The organism is Streptomyces boninensis (genome assembly GCF_048572725.1).
GTDB classification, from domain to species: Bacteria; Actinomycetota; Actinomycetes; order Streptomycetales; family Streptomycetaceae; genus Streptomyces; species Streptomyces boninensis.
Window position 1 is genome coordinate 4089526 of sequence record NZ_CP183837.1, and the last position, 17355, is coordinate 4106880.

Sequence of the window (17355 nt, forward strand, 5' to 3'; positions counted from 1 at the left end):
AGCGGGTGGAATTCATCGCGGAACTGCGCTAGGCGAATTCCGGTGTTGTGATACGGCGCGCATAAACCCGTCACCTGCGCTCTCCGCGAGTCCGCCGCATCGACGACCCGGGGCGACGTCACCGGGATGGTGGCTCGCACCCGTGCATGTGCATTCCGGTGGGTATGGAGGCCACACCGGCACTCACCGGCCTGACAACAAATTCCCCGCCCTCCGCATATCCACGGGTACCGCGGCCGCACTTCTTGACCGACCCCCTACCCGCCAGTACGTTACGCATCCGAAACACCCTCGTATCTATCGAACAGCACGACAGATACGGACTTTTACCCCCGCGAGTTCCCCCCACTAGTCACCGGACCCGTCGCCAGCGGCCGGGCGATCGACGCCGTCCGTGTGCATTCGCGGCAACCGGGGGCCGCAAGTGTTAGTGCCCGATTCGCGCTGCACGAGAGGTAGCTCATGGGAGCTCACAGAAGGATCACCAGGGTGCGAGCCGCCCTGGCCGCAACGGCCGCCGCGGGGCTTGCCGCCGGCTTTCTGACCCTGGGGGGCGGTACGGCCTCGGCCGACCCCGTCACGCTCAGCCAGCAGTACACCTGCAAGTTCCCCATCATCAGCAACGACCCGATCAAAATCGTCGTGAATATGGACCTGCCGAAGACCATGAAGGTCGGCGAGACGGTCCCCGAATTCCCGGTCAACGTGACCTCCACCGTGAGCAAGCGGGCCGCCCAGGGGATGGGTGTGCTCGGCGGCGTGACCCTGGAGGGCAAGGCGACGTCGAGCGTCTCCGTATCCCTGCCGCAGGGCGGCACGCTGCCCATCCAGATCAAGCCGGACGTGCCGAAGACCAACATCCCGGACCCGGCGGCCGACTTCGACATCAAGGACATCAAGGCGGCCAGCCCTGGTGGCCTGCTGACCTGGGAGCAGAAGGGCCAGGCAAAGTTCGATGTCACCGGCCTGAAGCTGCACAACATGATCGTCAGGGACGCAAGCGGCGCTCCGGTCGAGATGCTCAACGACTTCGAGGCGCCCTGCACCCTCGACGCCGGTCAGCCCACCACCATCGGCACCATGGAGATCACCGACGACGGCAGCCCCGTCGACCCGGTGACCCCCACGGACCCCACCACCCCCACTGACCCCGCCGACCCGGCCGATCCCAGCACCGGCAACCAGGACCTGAACGCCAAGGTCAAGCCGGGCGGCACCAACCCCGGCACGCTCTCCATGACACAGGCCGGCAACGCCGTGGCGCTGTCCGAGGTCGAGGAAGGCAAGGGCGGCCTCTCCAGCGGCGCCCTCAACGCCGTCACCGTCAAGGACGACCGCAACGGCAACAAGGGCTGGTCGCTGACCGGCAAGGTCACCGACTTCACCGGCAGCGCCGGCACCATCCCGGGCGACAACCTCAGCTGGAAGCCCAGCTGTGACACCGCCCCCGGCTCCGCCAGCACCTGCGCCCCCGGCACCGAAGGCAAGGTCGGCGCCACCGGCGCCACCCTCGCCAGCGCGGCCGACGCCGAGAAGACCGGCGGCACCTTCACCGTGGGCGCGGGCCTGAACCTCGACGTCCCGGCCACCGCGAAGGCCGGCGACTACAAGTCCGTCCTCACCCTCACCCTCGCCTGATCCGACACACCCTGGTGGGCCGGCCGTCATCTTCTGGGCGGTCGGCCCACCTTCCTCGTCCTGGGGGTTAAGCCCATGCCCATCGCACAGCACACCCGCGCCAGATCCGCCCTCGCCGCCCTCGCCCTTCTCGGCCTGGTGCTCGGCGTGTTCGCCGCCTTCCCAGCGCAGCGGGCGCATGCCGCGGACAACGGCCAGTGGTCCGTCTTCCCGGCCAAGTCCAAGTCCCCGTCGCGAAAGGGCGCGGACGCCGCCTACTTCCACCTCAAGGCCGACCCGGGCGCGACGCTGCGCGACAAGGTCACCGTCCGAAACCTCGCCACCGAGGCCCGCACCTTCCAGCTCTACGGCGCCGACGCCTACAACACCCCTCGCGACGGCGGCTTCGCGATCCGCTCCCGGGCCGAGAAGCAGCGCACGGTCGGCGTGTGGGCGCACCTGGCCCGTACGGAGATCAAGGTCCCGGCCCGCGGCAAGGTGACCGTGCCCTTCACCCTGCGCGTCCCCAAGGACGCCGAACCCGGGGACCACCCCGGCGCGATCGTGGCCATCGACAAGCGGGTGGCGCGGGCAAAGGGCACCGGCGTTGGCGTGCAACAGGCCGTCGGCGCCCGCCTGTACCTCCAGGTGAACGGCGAGCGGAAGCCGGGCCTCGCCGTCGAGGGCGTGCGCTTCGACTACGACATCCCCGCCCTGCCCGGCTTCGGCGACGACGCCACCATCAGCTATACGGTCGCCAACCGCGGCAACGTGATGCTCAAGCCCCGTATCGACGTGAAGGCAAAGGGCCTCTTCGGCCGCACGTCCTTCGACGCGATCGGCAAGAAGCTCCCGGCCGAGCTGCTGCCCGGCCAGGAGGTGCGCGTCACCGAGAAGTGGTCGGGCCCGCCGCCGGTCGACTGGGGCAAGATCCAGCTGTCCGCCAGCGACAAGGACGGCGAGCTGGTGGCGAGCGGCGCCGCGGACTTCCGTACGGTCAACTGGCTCGGGCTCGCCGGGATCGGACTCGTGGTCGTGGTGCTCATCGCGCTCGGGGTGGCGGCTCGGCGGCGGGCGCGGCGGCGCGGGCGGGTGGCGGTGCCGGTGGCCGCCCGTACCTCCGGCTGAATCCCGGCCCTCGGACTGCGGGCCCGGAGCGGAAGCCACCTCCGCTCCGGGCCCGCGCATCTTGTTACGGACCCGTCAGCACGAACTCTCAGCCGGCTTGCCCTGGAAGCGGTCTTTCAGCCACTCCGCCGAGTTGCCGGAGGCGAAGAGCGTCCCGGAGACGTGCGAAACGACGAACGGCATCGACGGCAGGTCGCGGAACTGGACCGTGGCGCCGCCCGCACACCAGTCCTTCAGGAGCTTCCGGCCCTGGGCGTACGGCACCAGGTCATCGGTGAGCGGATGCTCGATCAGCGTCGGCATCCTGGGGGCGATGCGCCCGATGCGCTGTTCGTCGACGATCCGGTTGAAGGGCGGCTCGGCGAGATGGTCGGGAAGCGAGCGGCCGTCGGCGGTGAGGGTCGAGCTGCGCAGGAACGGGTGGGCGAGGCCCATATTCATCGTGCACAGGGACCGCGCCGCCTCGACCACTTGGCGGCCGCGCTCACTGAGGGAGCCCTCGATGTCCAGCTCCGGATACGCCGCCTGCGCGCCGATCACCGCCAGGGCCAGCACCCCGCCCGCGTAGCTGCCGTCGGCCTTGCGGCCCACGCCCTCCAGGTCGGTGGGCACCGCGCCCGCGTAGGCGCCCTTCATGTCGAGCTCGGGGGCGTAGCTCGGGGCCAGTTCCGCCGCGGCCGCCGAGGCGGCGCCGCCCTGCGAGTAGCCGGTGATCCCGACCGGGCCTGCGGGCGGCAGCCCCGTATCGGGCAGGCGCTGCGCGGCGCGGACGCCGTCGAGCACCGCGTGGGCCTGCGGCAGCCGGATGGTGAAGGTGGGGTCGCCGGGTGTGCCGACGCCCTGGTAGTCGACCTCGGCCACGGCGATGCCCTTCGCCAGCAGGGGGTCGACGAACACGCCGCGCTGGAAGGCCAGCAGGTCCGACTCCCCTTCCCCGGTGGCGGTCTTGGACAGCGCGCACTGGTCGCCGGCGCCGACGGTCGCGGACGCGTAGCCGACGATCGGGCGCGGGCCCGGTCCGGTCCACGGCTTCGACGGGACGATGACCAGGCCGGTCACCGGCATCGGCCGGCCTTTGATGTCGCGGGAGAGGTACATGACGCGGGTGGTCTTCGCCGCACCGCTGCTGTTGTACGTGGCGGGCTCGGACTTGATGACGTCCCCGTCTCTGCCCGTGGGCAAGGGGGACGGTGGTCGGTAGAACTCCTCCGACGCACCGGCCGTCGGGGTGCCGATGAGCAGCGCCGCGACGGCGGCGAGCACGGCGGTCAGGCCGGTCAGGGTGGTCAGGGCGGCCTTGGTGGTCAGGGCGACCTTCATGAAGCCTCCATTTCCATTGAGTCAGGCCTCAGGCTCCCGGCCCCACCTGAAGCGTCCGAAATGACGCGGGGCCCGGAGCAGAGTTCCCTGCTCCGGGCCCCGCGGACTGCTGCGTGGTGCCTTGCGGTGGTTCTCGTACGGGCCCTGTGGCTACGCCGCGCTCTCGTCGTGCCGGACGCGGTTGGCCAGGTAGTGGCGCATGCCGATGCCCGCGGTGCCGAGCGCGCCGGCCGCGGCGAGCATCAGGCCGAGGCCGGTGGAGCCGGTGGCTGCCAGCCCGGTGCCGCCGCCACTGCCGCTGCTTCCGCTGGTCACCGTGGTGCCGACGCCCTGGGTGGAGCTGCCGCCGGTGGAGGAGCCGCCGGTGGACTGGGGGGAGCCGGAGGTGCCGGAGGTGTCGCCACCGGTCGTACCGCCGGTGCCGGTGTCGCCGCCGGTGTCACCACCGGTCGAGCCACCCGTGTCACCGCCGGTGTCGCCACCCGTGTCGCCACCCGTGTCACCACCGGTCGAACCGCCCGTGTCACCGCCGCTGTCACCACCGGACGAGCCGCCGGTCGAACCGCCGCCCTCGCCGGTGATGTCCATCTCGCCGACCTTGGTCGGCTGACCCGAGTCCAGCTTGCACTCGGCGTCCCACTTGGTGCCCTGCGGCGGCAGCTCGACCGGCTTGCCGTCCTTGTCCTTGGCCACCATGTCGTGGAGCTTCAGGCCCTTCACATTGAACTCGGCCTTGCCCGGCTTCTCCCACGCCAGCAGGTCGCCGGGCGTCTTGCCGGTGGCCTTGGTGACGAAGTCGGCGGGCGGGTCAGGGATGTCGGTCTTCGCGACATTGACCGGGACCTTGATGGGCAGATTGCCGTCGCCGCCTGGCAGCGTGACCTCCACGTCAGAGGTGGCCTTGCCCTCAAGCGATACGGCATTGACCGTCGAGAGTCCCGTCGCGGCCCGCTTGCTGACCGTCGTATCGGCCTTGACGTCAAAGGCGGGGACGGACTCCCCCACCTTCATCGTCGTCGGCATGTCGACGTCGACCTTGACCTTGATCGGTTCGTTGTTGATGATCGGGAATTTGCAGGTGTAGCTCTGCTCGATGCTGGCTGCCGAGGCCGTACCCCCGCCGAACACGATGAGCAGCCCGCCCGATATACCGGTCGCCACTGCAGTGCCCAATGCGACCCGCGACCGAGCCTTGCTTCTATGCGTTCCCATGCGTTGCCTCTCAACTGGCCATCAGATGCAGGTGAGCGAGAATCCGGCCCTGAATTGAAACGCTCGTGTTACGCGGGTCGCCAACATACTGATGGGTAAGTTTACGGTCAACCCTTTGCCGCAGGTGACGTAATGCAACAGGCCCCTGTCCGGCGACATTGTCACCCGAGTTAGTAACCCGTCCGCAAAATTAGTCACTTGCCGAAGATTGCTGCCAACCGATGAACGCAAACTAGCGCGTGCTCATCCAAGTCACAACGGAGAAGCGCTAATCGGAGCGTTGGCGGGTAGGCCTTGACCGGCCATGTACCCGTCAGTAGTTTACGGTTTCGAAACGTGGCCGTATCGGTACCGGATAACCGCAGACGCGGCCCTCTGCCCCCGAGGGTTACCGCGAACGAAGGGCCGGCGAGTTCTCGGACCCGATCGATCACTTCGGCTGGAGGTGGCGACTTTCAGACGGGGTGCAGTGTTCGTGCCTTATTGGCGAAAACACGAGAGGTAGCTCATGGGAGCTCAAACTAGGAAGCTCAGGGTGAGAGCCGCCCTGGGTGCTGTGGCGGCCGGTGGCATCGTTGCCGGTTTCTTGAGTATGGGAGGGGGTACTGCGTCAGCCGATCCCGTCACGCTCACGCAGCAGTACACCTGCAAGTTCCCCATCATCAACAACGATCCCATCAAGATCGTTGTGAATATGGACATGCCGAAGACCATGAAGGTCGGCGAGGTTGTCCCCGAGTACACCGTCAATGTGACCTCGACCGTGAGCAAGCGCGCGGCCCAGGGCATGGGTGTGCTCGGTGGCGTGACCCTCGAGGGCAAGGCGACCTCGGACGTCGTGGTCACCCTGCCCGGCGACGGCGGCACGCTCCCGATCAAGGTCAAGCCGGACGTCCCGAAGACGAACATCCCGGACCCGGCAGCCGACTTCGACATCAAGGACATCGTCGGCAAGACCCCGGGCGACCTGCTGACCTGGGACAAGCCGGGTACGGCGAAGTTCGACGTCACCGGCCTGAAGCTGCACAACATGATCGTCAAGGACGCTTCCGGCGCCCCGATCGAGCAGCTGAACGACTTCGAGGCCCCCTGCACCCTCAATGAGGGCCAGAAGACCACCATCGCCACGATGGAGATCACGGGAGGCGAGACGGAGCCGACGACTCCCACCGAGCCGACAACTCCGACGGAACCGACGGAGCCGACGACTCCCACGGAGCCGACCGAGCCCACGACCCCGACGGAGCCCACGACTCCGACGGAGCCGACCGAGCCGACGACTCCCACGGAGCCGACGACTCCCACGGAGCCGACCGAGCCCACGACCCCGACGGAGCCGACCGAGCCGACGACTCCCACGGAGCCGACGACTCCCACCGAGCCGACGACTCCGACGGAGCCGACGGACCCAGGTGGCGAGGAGCCGATCCACCTGGACTTCGACCTGAAGGGCGTCTCGAAGATCAAGACTCCCAACGGGACCGTGCCACTCACCGGCACCCTGGGCGCGGACTACGACCTCGCGTCCGGCAAGCACGTGTCCAAACTGACGCTCAACCCCACCAAGGGCGACATGAACATCATGGGCTTCCTGCCCACCAAGGTGGACATCGCCTTCAAGCAGACCAAGGACACCACCGGCACCCTCGACAACAAGGGCAACCTCACCTCCGACTCCGAAATGTTCACCTACCTCAAGTCCGTGAACCTCTTCGGCATCCCGATCGGCGGCGGCGAGGAATGCAAGACCTCCCAGCCCTCCAAGATCCACCTTGAGGGCACCGGCTTCAAGCCCTACACCGGCGGCAAGCTCGCCACCAAGGACTACCCGCTCTCCGGCCTCGACGCCGACAAGTGCGGCATGCTCGGCGGCATCATCAGCATCTTCACCGCCGGCAACGGCAACACCATCGACATGGACCTCACCTACAAGAAGCCGTAAGTCCACCAGGTGAGTTCTGCACATGCGAGAATCCAGCCCCTCGTCGCAATTCGCGGCGGGGGGCTGGCTCTAGTCAGAGAGGCAGTCAATGAACTTGCGACGCAACCGGAAGGCGCGAGCCTTGCCGGCCGCGGCTGCCGCCGCCGCGCTGCTGGCCGGATTCCTCAGCATTATGAGCGGGGGAAGCGCCTCCGCTGAGACCGTCACGCTGAAACAGACCTATCAATGTGTCTTCCCCATCCTGGAAGAGGACCCGATCACCGTGGAGATATCCACGGACCTGCCCAAGACGATCAAGGTCGGCGACACGGTCGAGGGCACCCCGGTCAATTCAGTCACGAAGGTGAGCAAGCGGGCGGCGGGCGGTCTGGGTACGGTCGGCGGGGCCACGCTAGAGGGCGTTGCGACGGCGGACGTTACGGTGGGCCTGCCCGAGGGGCCGCTGAACATCGGTCTTGACAATACGATCGAGAAGACGCCGATTCCCTCACCAGCGGCAGATTTCGAGGTGAAGGCGAAGGGGCAGGTCCCCAAACTGACTTTCACGCAGCCTGGCGACGTCAAGGTTGATGTGAACAGCCTGCTGCTGACCTTGACTCCGAAGGACAAGGACGGCGCCAAGACCTCCCTCGACACCTTCGAGTCGGAATGCACGCTGGACCCGGCGGATCAGAACAAGACGCTGACCACCATCAAGGTGGAGGGCGGCACAACTACGGAGCCGACAACTCCGACGGAGCCCACGGAGCCGACGACTCCCACCGAGCCGACGACTCCCACGGAGCCGACGGACCCAGGTGGCGAGGAGCCGATCCACCTGGACTTCGACCTGAAGGGCGTCTCGAAGATCAAGACTCCCAACGGGACCGTGCCACTCACCGGCACCCTGGGCGCGGACTACGACCTCGCGTCCGGCAAGCACGTGTCCAAACTGACGCTCAACCCCACCAAGGGCGACATGAACATCATGGGCTTCCTGCCCACCAAGGTGGACATCGCCTTCAAGCAGACCAAGGACACCACCGGCACCCTCGACAACAAGGGCAACCTCACCTCCGACTCCGAAATGTTCACCTACCTCAAGTCCGTGAACCTCTTCGGCATCCCGATCGGCGGCGGCGAGGAATGCAAGACCTCCCAGCCCTCCAAGATCCACCTTGAGGGCACCGGCTTCAAGCCCTACACCGGCGGCAAGCTCGCCACCAGCGACTACCCGCTCTCCGGCCTCGACGCCGACAAGTGCGGCATGCTCGGCGGCATCATCAGCATCTTCACCGCCGGCAACGGCAACACCATCGACATGGACCTCACCTACAAGAAGCCGTAAGCAGCAACAAAGCGCTGGGCCCCGGCGAGGAGAATCCCCGACGGGGCCCAGTGAGCACTCAGGCCGGCTGACAACGCTCAGGTCGATCCCACGGAGACTTCCGCCTTGGCCTCCTCGGCCTCCTCGGACTCCTCGGATGGCCCGGGCTCCTGCGGCGCCTCGCCCCGCCGCCGCGCGATCCAGGCCAGCCCGCCCGCCCAGAATCCATCGGATACGAAGACGAGATCCCCGACCGCCATCCCCCACGAGAAATACCCGAGCCCCATCATGACCGCGATGCTCACGTGGAAGAACAACATGATCAGCAGCACCGGCCGCTTAAGCCATTTGCTCAGCACCGCAAAGGGAAAGGCCAGTTGCACGAACACCGTGGCGTACGCGGCAATCAGCAGCAGCGTCAGATGGTCCGTCGACTGCCCGGTCAGCCCGGGGAAGGGCTGCCACCAGTCGCGCTGCAGTTGGAGATAGAGCGCCGTGCCGTCCCGCCACATGTCGCCGCGGACCTTCGCAAGACCGGCAGAGCAGTAGATCAGCGCCATCTGGACGCCGATGACGCCGAGCGCCGCGTTGTGCAGCAGCGTGACCAGCCGACGTCGCAGCTCCTCCCACTCACCGTGACCCGACGCCGCCGTGGCCCGACGCGCGTCGAGCGACCACCGCCGCCCGCACGCCACAAACACCAGGTACACGGCCAGGATGCAGGCAACCCGCTCGCTGGAGTCCCCGACCATGACGTTGCGCTTGAAGAACACCAGCACCAGCAGCGCGAAGACCACCGACACGGCACGCGTACGCCAGCCGGCGATGAAGGCCACCGCGACCAGCACCGCCAGCCCGTAACAGCACCAGAAGAACCAGACGCTGTCCGTGGCCAGCAGCCCGTACAGCTCCTTCGTCCAGCCGGCCCAGTCCGCCCGCTCCGCCAGCGCCTGGTTCCTGGCAGGCGTCCAGGCGGCATCCGGGCCCCACAGCCGCGTCGCCTCCGGGAGCTCCCGGAGCAGATAGACGAGGAAGAGCAGGCCGAGGCCGATCCGCATCGCCGCCGCGCTGTACAGCGCGGCGGGCCGCTGGGTGATCCCGGCCCACCAGCTATCCATCAGCCACCGCCCACCACTCCTCCTCCGCCACCCGCGGCGCGACCGCCACCTTCCCCGGCCCGGGGATGTCCGTATACGTAGCCCGCAGCTGCACCCGGTCGAAGTCGTGCCGTCCCTCCCGCTCCAGCCGCGCGACGACGACGTCGAGCAGGTACTCCCGCGTCGCCGGCACCTCCCGTGCCTGCTGGTACTGGCTGAACGCCGTCCGCAGCTCGTTCTGGGGCAGCCGGGCGGGCAGCAGGCTGCCGCGGATGGCCGCGTAGTCCGCCGCCGTCAGGTCGATCCAGGCGTCAGTGCGCGCGCCTTTCGCGGTACGGGCCTCCAGGCGCAGGTCCGTCACCTGCACCGGCCCGGGCTCGGGCGCGAACACCGCCCAGTTCTGGTCGAACCACGGCTGCAGCCACCAGTTGAGCCGCTCCGCCTGCCGCTGCGAGACGTGGTTGCGCGGCGCGAGGTGCAGGAAGGTCGCCGAGAGATGCACGCCCGCGAGCACGGCCACGAGCAGCGCGGCGACGGACAACGCCCAGCTCGCGGACCGGCCCAGGGGGCCGCCACGCGGCGCCAGCCGGTCCCCGGTCACGACGGCACACCCGCAGGCTTGCGCACCTTCTCCGGGGGCCCCGGGGGCCGTTCCGCACCTCCCTTGCGCGCCGCATGCCAGCGCGCGCGGGCACGTTCGGCCAGGTCGTCGACGCGGCCGCCCAGCCACAGGGCGGCCACCGTGGGCACGAACACCATGTCGCAGGCGATCATCGTCAGCGAGAAATACGGCAGGCCGAGCACGACCGCCATGCCGAGGTGCTCGCCGATCAGCAGCACCAGGAGCACATTCTTGGCGCGGCGGTTGAGCAGGCTGAGCGGGAACGCCACCTGAACGAAGACCGTGCCGTACGACAGCGCCAGCACCAGCGCGCTGTTGGAGGTGAGCGCGTCCGACAGGCCGGGCCAGGGCTTGAGCCAGTCGATCTGCGTGGAGTAGTAGACCGCCGTGCCCTCCTGCCACATCTTGCCCTGGATCTTGTAGAGCCCGGCGACCGCGTAGATGACGCAGATCTGAAAGATGATCACGAGGACGGCGCCGTTGTGCAGCAGGTTGGCGACCATGTCGAGGCCGGTACGGGCGTTCGGACGCTCCCGTACCCACCGCCAGACCCCGGTCATCACCCACGCCGCCCAGAACGCCGCCGCCCATACCGCGGCCAGCATCCCGCCCAGCGTGGCCGCGGCCAGCAGGGCGCCGAGCACGGCCCACAGCACGATGCCGGTACGGTCCGGGGCATCCGCTCCCTTCGCCTTCCGCGCCCGCCGGGCATCCAGCGACCACACCTGCCCGCAGCGGGTGAAGACCAGGTAGATGGCCATGATCCGGAGGATGTCGTCGCCCGCGTTGAGGGCGAAGTCGTTGCGGTTCATGACGGATACGAGCAACACCATGAACAGCACCGAGGTGGTCCGCGTGCGCCAGCCCAGCAGCATGCAGACGGTGACGGCGATGGACAGCGCGTAGCAGCACTCGAACCACAGCGCGCCGTCGAACCACGGCAGAACGCTGAAGGCGTGCGTGCGCTCCAGCGAGCGCTCCACCAGCGACAGACTCCACGGCCCGTCGGGCCCGTACAACTCCCGCCGGTTCGGCAGCTCCACCAGCAGTCCGAGGAGCCAGACGCCGGCGATGCCGATCCGTACCAGCGCCGTCTGATACGCGCCCAGCGGGCTGCCGGTGACGCGGTCGAAGCCGCGGCTCAGCAGCCCGGCCTCCGTGGTCGTGGCGCTCACCGTGCACCGCCCTCCGGGATGTCGTCCTGGCTCACCGACCACCACGGGAAGTCCCGGGCGGTCTCGGGCTCCTTGCCCGGCTGGGGCTTCCACGGCGGCGGGGGCACCTTGGCGGTCACCGCGCGCACCTGGATCCGCTCGATCCGGTGCTCGTCCAGCGGCCCGGCGAGGCGCATCATCGTCATGCGCATCATCAGCTCGCGGGCGTCCGCGCCCGGCTGGCCGTACGGGTTGCCCTTGGCGTCGCTCCAGCGCACCAGGTTGTTCCAGGCCTTGCGCAGCTGGGCCGTGGAGTGGCTGGGCAGGAGGTTGTGGTGCAGCTCCCGCTGGTCGGCCGCGGAGATCTCGACCCAGGGGCTGGTCTCGCCGCCGCCGAGTCCGGCCCGCGCGTACAGCTTGGTGTTGTCGCGGGTGATGTCTGGGCCGAAGAGGTTCCAGGCTTGCTGGAACTCCGGCTGCAGATAGGCGTCGATGCGCTTGTCGTGCTTCTCGCTCACCGCGTTGGCGGGAGTCAGGTGGAAGAACGTGGCGCCCGTGTGCACCGCGATGGCAGCCGCGATCACCACGGCCACCGCGGCGACGGCTCTGCGCACCGCCGCCGTTGGCGGCGCCTGCCCGGTGTCCACCTGCTCAGCCCTGCTCGGCCGCGGCGGAGGCGGAGGCGCGCGGGACGACCTTCTCGCAGGACGGTGCCTGCTGGAAGGCGCTCTTGAGCCTGGCGTCCTTGGAGAGGTCGGCGGCCACGCCGGGGTATTTGTTCGCCTTGCCCATGCCCTTGCCGACCTTGGCCATCGCGCTTCGCAGCGACTTCTCGTCGGAGACGTCGGCGCCCTTCAGCGCCGAGGCCGCCTCGGTCACGCTCTGCTTCGTGCTGCCCAGGTTCGTCATGGCCTTGTCGTACGCGGCCTGGCTGCCCTTGAGCGGTGGCGCGCCGTCCTTCTTCATCGCCTGCTGCAGGCTGCCGAGTTGCTCGGCAACGCTCTTCAGGAAGGCAGCCATCTGCTTCTGCGTCTTCTGCGCCTTCTTGGGGTCGGTCTTCGGCAGCTGCATCCGCGCGCCGCTCGCGCTGACGTGGTCGCAGACGCTGCCCGCCCAGGCGACTTCCGGACCGGCTTTCGGCTTGCCCTCGTCGTCGGACCCGCATCCGGCCAGGGTCAGGGCGGCCAGGCCGGCGGCGGTGAGCGCGGCGATCGAGGAGGGGATGGTCCTACGCATAGCGGTTCCTCATCTGTCGAAGGTGTCGATGTTCGCGATCTTCCAGGCGCCGCCCTGGCGCTTCGCGCTGACGCTGAACATGGCGGCGGACGAGGACGTGTCGCCGCCCTTCGCCGTGCTGGTGTTGGTCTGGTCGGCGTAGACGAGGGCCTGGGCGCGGTCGCCCTCCAGGCGCTGGATGCCCAGGTAGGTGACGGTGGTGGTGAGGACGAGTTTCTGCTTCTGGCCCTGGGACTTGACCTGGGCGAGCAGCTCGCGGTGCTGGGCGGTGGCCTTGCCGGTCAGGTAGGTGCGGGCGGCGGCGTCGGTCTTCTCGGGCTTGGTGTGGTCGTACGAGAAGACGGCGTCGACGGCCTTGGTGACCGTGCCTTTCACCTCGCTGGTGCGGGCGTTGTCGGTGAGGGCGTCGTTGGCGGTGGAGGAGGTGTCGCGCAGGCTGCCCGCCTCGGTGAAGGCCCAGGCGGCGAAGGCGCCGAGGAGGATCGTGAGGGCGGCGAGGATGGAGAGCCAGGGGAGGGGGCGAGTGCGGCGTTCGGCCGCGGGCTTTCGGCCGCGCGCCGGTTTGCGCTCGCCGTCCGGCTTGCGCTCGCGTTCCGGCTTGCGGTCCGGGTCCTGGCGCTTCGTACGGGCCGGGGCATCCTTCGTCCCCGTCTGCGCGGCCGCCAGGCGGCGCTGGCGGTTGACCAGGTGGCGGGTCGTCGACATCTGCTTCGCTCCTCCCTCACTGGCCGGCGCCGGCGGCGCCCTCGACCGGGGCCTCGCTCAGCGCACTGAGCTTCCAGCCGTCGTCGGTGCGGGTGAGCTCGCCGAGGATGCGGCTCTCCTTGCTGCCCGGTTTCTCCTTGGCCGTATCGACCGTGATCCGGACCGCGACCATCACGCTCGCCTTCCCGGCGCGCTCGTCCAGCTCGGTGACCGCGCCGGAGAGCACCTTGGCGGTGGTCACCGACTTCGCCGACTTCACCTGCTTCTCGAAGTCCTCGCGACCGCCCTCGAGTTCGGTGAGCAGGTCGCCGGTGGCGGACGACTCCCACGTGTCGAGGCCGTCGTCGATGTCGCGGTAGTCGAGGGTCTGCAGGTTCTGTACGCCCTGCTCGCCCGCGGCGAGCACGTCGTCGCGGGTCTTGGCGAAGGCCGCGGAGTCGTCGTGGGCGGCGGCGTACCACGAGGTGCCGCCCCAGGCGGCGGCTGCCGCCGCGAGGGTGGCGAGGGCGAGGGCTGCGCGGGTCGGCGTGCTGGCTCCGGTCATGCGGTGTCTCCCCTAGCGGGCCGTGATCTTGGTGATCTGCCAGGTGCCGCCGTGTTGTTCGGCGGTTACGGACAGCTGGGCGGCGGCGGTGCTGGGTTTGCCGCCTTTGCGCTCGCTGGTCTGGTCGAGGAAGAGGAGCAGGTGGGCGGTGGTGTCGGTGAGGTCGACGACGCCGGTGCGGACGACGTTGGTGGTGAGCGACAGCTCTTGGTCCGCCACGCGGGGGGCCAGGCGCGCGAAGAGGCGGTCGTATTGCTTGGCGGCCTCGCCGCGGAGGAGTTCCTTGGCGTCCTGGCGGGTGGTGTCGAGGGTGTCGGGCGTGTAGGTGAAGATGCGGGCGACCGCGTTGCCGACGTCGCCGGCGACGTTTCCGGTGGCGCCGGCGTCCGTGAGGGCCTTGTTGTCGGGGTCGGCGCCGTCCTGGAGTTGGGCGGTGGCGATGAGGAGGCCGGCCCCCGTGGCCAGGAGGCAGATCAGGAGCAGGGTCGCGGTGAGGCGGCGGCCGGTGCGCTTGGGCTTTTGCGTCGCTCGCCGGCGGTCCGCGCGCGTGCTGCCCGGTGCCGATGGGGAGGGGCGGGTGCGGGCCGCTGTGTCCGTGGTGTCCGTGGTCTCCGTCGTCATCGTCACCCCTTCCCCACTGGCACGGCCCCGAGCGACGCCAGCTTCCAGCCGCTCTTCGTCCGCTCCAGCTCCGCCTGGAAGCGCTTCCGGTCCGTCTTCGCCTCGCCGTTACGCGGCTCGACCTCGACCCGTACCGTCGCGATCGCCGTCGCCGTCCCCGCCCGCTCGTCCAGGTCCGTCAGCGCCGCGTCCGTGACCGTGCCGCGCGCCGTGGTTCCCTCCTGCGCCAGGACCTTGGCGCTCTTCGTTCCGTTGCGGCCGATCTCCGTCTCCAGCGCGCCCGTCGAGGCCGCGCGCCAGCGCCGTACGCCGTCGCCGACCCGCGCGCCGTCCATGCTGTTGAGCGTGGCGATGTGGGTGCGGGCCGCACTCAGCGCCGCGTCCCGTGTCTTGGCGTACGACAGGTCGTCGTCGCTCCGCGCCTGGGCGTACGTCCACCCCGCGAAGCCCGTAAAAGCGAAGGCCAGCACCAGTGCCAGCCGGAAGGCGAGTCTCATCGGCCGCCTCCCAGCAGCCCGTCCAGGTCGGTCGGGCTGTCGTTGACGTTGGCGTCCCGGTCGGTGCCCAGCGACCCCGGCCTGGCCGGCGTCGGCACCCCGCCCCGGGGGGCGTTCTGCGAGCCTCGGACGTTGATGCCGCTGCCCGCGCCGGAGGCACACCGCGCCGAGGTGTTCGTCTTCACCGGCGACGTCTCAAGACCGTTCCGGTACGCCGTGCCGCCATAGCCCGCCGTGCACGGCAGCGGCTTGAAGAAGGTGGTGACCATGCCGAAGCGGACTCCCTTCGAGGACACGGTGTTGTTGCCGTTGGCCGCGATCCGCGGGATGCGGACCATGAGCTCCTCGGTGCCGCGCTGCCGGGTGACCAGCAGCTCGCTGGTCGTCAGCAGATTGGCGAGCAGGACGGAGAAGCCGGGGTCGGTCTCCCGCAGCAGCGCGGTGAACTGATTCGCGGCCTGCGGGGTCTGGGCGATGAGCTTGCGCAGGTCCGTATCGGAGGACTCGAGCTTCGCCGCGAGCGCCGCGGCGTCCGTGCCGAAGGACTTGATCGCCTTCGACTCCTCGGCCTGGGTGTTGAGCACGGTCTGCGCGTCCACGATCAGCTTCGTCGTGGCGGGGAGCGCCTTGTCGGCGGCCTGGATGAACTCGCTGCCCGTATCCACCAGGATCTGCAGATCCTGGCCGCGGCCCGCGAAGCCCTTGCCGAGCTCGTCCACGACCGTGCGCAGCGACTCCAGGTCCACCGAGGCCGCGAGCCCGTTGACGCTGCTCAGCACGTCCGTCACCGGCGGCGGCGCGCTCGTCTGCTGCGGCGGCACGTAGGCGCCGTCCGTCAGATACGGGCCCGAGTCGGTCCGCGGCGCCAGGTCGATGTACTGCTCGCCGACCGCCGACAGGTTGGCGACCTTCGCGGTCAGGTCGGCGGGGATCTTCGGCGCCGAGTCGCGGATCTGCAGCTCGGCCTCGACGCCGCTGTCGGTGAGCTTCATCTTGCCGACGCGGCCGACGTCGACGCCGCGGTAGGTGACGTTGGCGTGGTCGAAGAGGCCGCCGGTCTCGGGCATGCCGACGCGGACGGTGTAGTAGTTCTTGGCGCCGACGAGGCGGCCGAGGTCGGCGTAGTTCATGCCGATGTACGCGAGCACGAACAGGCCGAGGACGATGAAGGCGATGTTCTTGAGGTGCGTACGGAGCGTCAGCATCAGCTCTCCCCTCCGGCGGACGGCAGCGGCAGCGGCGTGCTGCTGCGGGTGCCATTGCCGCCCCCGCCCGAGATCGGCGGCACGATCTCCGTCCCCGGCCGGGCGGCGATCCGCAGATAGACGTTGAGGTAGTCGCCCTTCACTCCGCTCAGCACCTCATCCGTGAAGGGGTACGTGAACATCACCTGCAGCGACTGCGGCAGGTCCCGCCCCGAATCCGCGAGGTTCTTCAGCACCGGCGCCAGCGACCGGAGGTCGGCGACCAGGTCCTCCTTGCTCCGGTCGATCGTGTCGACGGCCACCGTCGACAGCGTGTCCAGCGACCGGAGCATCGTGACCAGCGAGCCGCGCTGGTCCTTCAGCGTCTTCAGACCCGGGCTGAGGTCGTCCAGCACGTCGCCGATCTTGGTGTCGCGGGCGGCGAGGGTGGAGGAGAGCTTGTTGACGCCGTCGAGGGCCTTGGTGATGTTGCCCTTGTTCTTGTTCAGGTCTTTCGACAGCGTGTTGATCCGCGTCAGTACGGACTTGGCCTCCTGCTCATTGCCGCCGAGGGCCTTGTTCAGTTCATGCGTGATCGTCGAGATCTGCTGCACGCCGCCGCCGTTGAGGAGCAGCGACAGGGCGCCGAAGACCTCCTCGACCTCCGGGTTGCGATTGGTGCGGGTGATCGGGATGGTCGCGCCGCTCTTGAGCTGGGCGCGGTCGTTGGCGGGGGCGGCGGCGGTGGAGATGGCGGAGTCGTTGCTGTCGGGCCGTTTGCGCATGTCCTCGGGCGCCACCAGCTGGATGTACTTCTCGCCGAGGAGGCTCGACTGCTCCACGTTCGCGTAGGCGTTGGCGGGCAGCCACACCTTGCCGTTGACCCGCATGTGCACCTTGGCGGTCCAGCCGTCGGCGCCGACCGTGATCTTGGTGACCCGGCCGACGTTGACGTCGTTGACCTTCACCGACGACTGCGGGACGAGGGAGACGACATTCTTGAATTCGGCGGTCACCGAGTACGGGTAATTGCCCAGGTCGGCCCCGCCGGGGAGCGGGATGTCCTGGATGCCGTTGAACTCCGGCATGCTGCACCCGCCCGGGATCATCGCGAGGCCCGCGAGGGTGACCCCGATCGAGAAGGTCATGCCGATGCGTGCGGCGCGGCGG

17 protein-coding genes are annotated in these 17355 nt (G+C 69.0%); 4 read left to right on the forward strand and 13 right to left on the reverse strand.

Annotated elements, in window-relative coordinates; genetic code table 11:
* Positions 1–489 precede the first annotated feature (489 nt).
* Together ACNNMR_RS18495 and ACNNMR_RS18500 are read left to right on the forward strand one after the other, a co-directional pair.
* Positions 490–1638, forward strand: coding sequence for a DUF6801 domain-containing protein (locus ACNNMR_RS18495; protein WP_419995732.1), 1149 nt, complete (start codon positions 490–492; stop codon positions 1636–1638).
* A 75-nt stretch (positions 1639–1713) separates the two neighbouring features.
* Entirely contained in the window at positions 1714–2745 is a 1032-nt protein-coding gene (locus ACNNMR_RS18500) for a WxL protein peptidoglycan domain-containing protein (protein ID WP_419995733.1), read from the forward strand.
* A gap of 75 nt (positions 2746–2820) precedes the next feature.
* Here ACNNMR_RS18500 and ACNNMR_RS18505 read toward each other — a convergent pair whose 3' ends face one another.
* Positions 2821–4065 (reverse strand): lipase family protein, encoded by a 1245-nt coding sequence (locus ACNNMR_RS18505; protein WP_419995734.1) that lies wholly within the window; start codon positions 4063–4065, stop codon positions 2821–2823.
* A 150-nt stretch (positions 4066–4215) separates the two neighbouring features.
* On the reverse strand, positions 4216–5226 hold the full coding sequence (locus ACNNMR_RS18510) for a DUF6801 domain-containing protein (protein WP_419995735.1): 1011 nt from the start codon (positions 5224–5226) through the stop codon (positions 4216–4218).
* Between the two features lie 643 nt (positions 5227–5869).
* On the opposite strand from ACNNMR_RS18510, the gene ACNNMR_RS18515 reads away from it, so the two are divergent.
* On the forward strand, positions 5870–7219 hold the full coding sequence (locus tag ACNNMR_RS18515; RefSeq protein WP_419995736.1) for a DUF6801 domain-containing protein: 1350 nt from the start codon (positions 5870–5872) through the stop codon (positions 7217–7219).
* An 88-nt stretch (positions 7220–7307) separates the two neighbouring features.
* The gene (locus ACNNMR_RS18520; protein ID WP_419995737.1) at positions 7308–8546 is read left to right on the forward strand and encodes a DUF6801 domain-containing protein; all 1239 of its coding nucleotides are present in this window, start codon (positions 7308–7310) and stop codon (positions 8544–8546) included.
* A 77-nt stretch (positions 8547–8623) separates the two neighbouring features.
* Here ACNNMR_RS18520 and ACNNMR_RS18525 read toward each other — a convergent pair whose 3' ends face one another.
* The 11 genes from ACNNMR_RS18525 to ACNNMR_RS18575 are packed head-to-tail and all read right to left on the reverse strand — an operon-like array spanning position 8624 to position 17333.
* Positions 8624–9643, reverse strand: coding sequence for an HTTM domain-containing protein (locus tag ACNNMR_RS18525; protein WP_419995738.1), 1020 nt, complete (start codon positions 9641–9643; stop codon positions 8624–8626).
* Positions 9636–10223 carry a DUF5819 family protein gene (locus ACNNMR_RS18530; protein WP_419995739.1) on the reverse strand — a complete coding sequence of 196 codons (588 nt, stop codon included), beginning with the start codon at positions 10221–10223 and terminating at the stop codon, positions 9636–9638. The genes ACNNMR_RS18525 and ACNNMR_RS18530 overlap by 8 nt, the downstream gene beginning before the upstream one ends.
* Complete coding sequence (locus ACNNMR_RS18535; protein ID WP_419995740.1) at positions 10220–11419, reverse strand: HTTM domain-containing protein; 1200 nt, start codon at positions 11417–11419, stop codon at positions 10220–10222. Before ACNNMR_RS18535 ends, ACNNMR_RS18530 begins: the two co-directional genes overlap by 4 nt.
* Entirely contained in the window at positions 11416–12045 is a 630-nt protein-coding gene (locus ACNNMR_RS18540) for a DUF5819 family protein (protein WP_419995741.1), read from the reverse strand. Before ACNNMR_RS18540 ends, ACNNMR_RS18535 begins: the two co-directional genes overlap by 4 nt.
* A 4-nt stretch (positions 12046–12049) precedes the next feature.
* Positions 12050–12634 carry a hypothetical protein gene (locus ACNNMR_RS18545; RefSeq protein WP_419995742.1) on the reverse strand — a complete coding sequence of 195 codons (585 nt, stop codon included), beginning with the start codon at positions 12632–12634 and terminating at the stop codon, positions 12050–12052.
* Positions 12635–12643: 9 nt separating this feature from the next.
* Entirely contained in the window at positions 12644–13339 is a 696-nt protein-coding gene (locus ACNNMR_RS18550; RefSeq protein ID WP_419995743.1) for a hypothetical protein, read from the reverse strand.
* A gap of 16 nt (positions 13340–13355) precedes the next feature.
* Entirely contained in the window at positions 13356–13883 is a 528-nt protein-coding gene (locus ACNNMR_RS18555; RefSeq protein ID WP_419995744.1) for a hypothetical protein, read from the reverse strand.
* A gap of 12 nt (positions 13884–13895) precedes the next feature.
* Entirely contained in the window at positions 13896–14504 is a 609-nt protein-coding gene (locus ACNNMR_RS18560) for a hypothetical protein (RefSeq protein WP_419995745.1), read from the reverse strand.
* Positions 14505–14506: 2 nt separating this feature from the next.
* The gene (locus tag ACNNMR_RS18565) at positions 14507–15001 is read right to left on the reverse strand and encodes a hypothetical protein (protein ID WP_419995746.1); all 495 of its coding nucleotides are present in this window, start codon (positions 14999–15001) and stop codon (positions 14507–14509) included.
* On the reverse strand, positions 14998–16206 hold the full coding sequence (locus tag ACNNMR_RS18570) for an MCE family protein (protein WP_419995747.1): 1209 nt from the start codon (positions 16204–16206) through the stop codon (positions 14998–15000). Before ACNNMR_RS18570 ends, ACNNMR_RS18565 begins: the two co-directional genes overlap by 4 nt.
* Positions 16206–17333 carry an MlaD family protein gene (locus ACNNMR_RS18575; protein ID WP_420000403.1) on the reverse strand — a complete coding sequence of 376 codons (1128 nt, stop codon included), beginning with the start codon at positions 17331–17333 and terminating at the stop codon, positions 16206–16208. The genes ACNNMR_RS18570 and ACNNMR_RS18575 overlap by 1 nt, the downstream gene beginning before the upstream one ends.
* Positions 17334–17355: the final 22 nt, after the last annotated feature.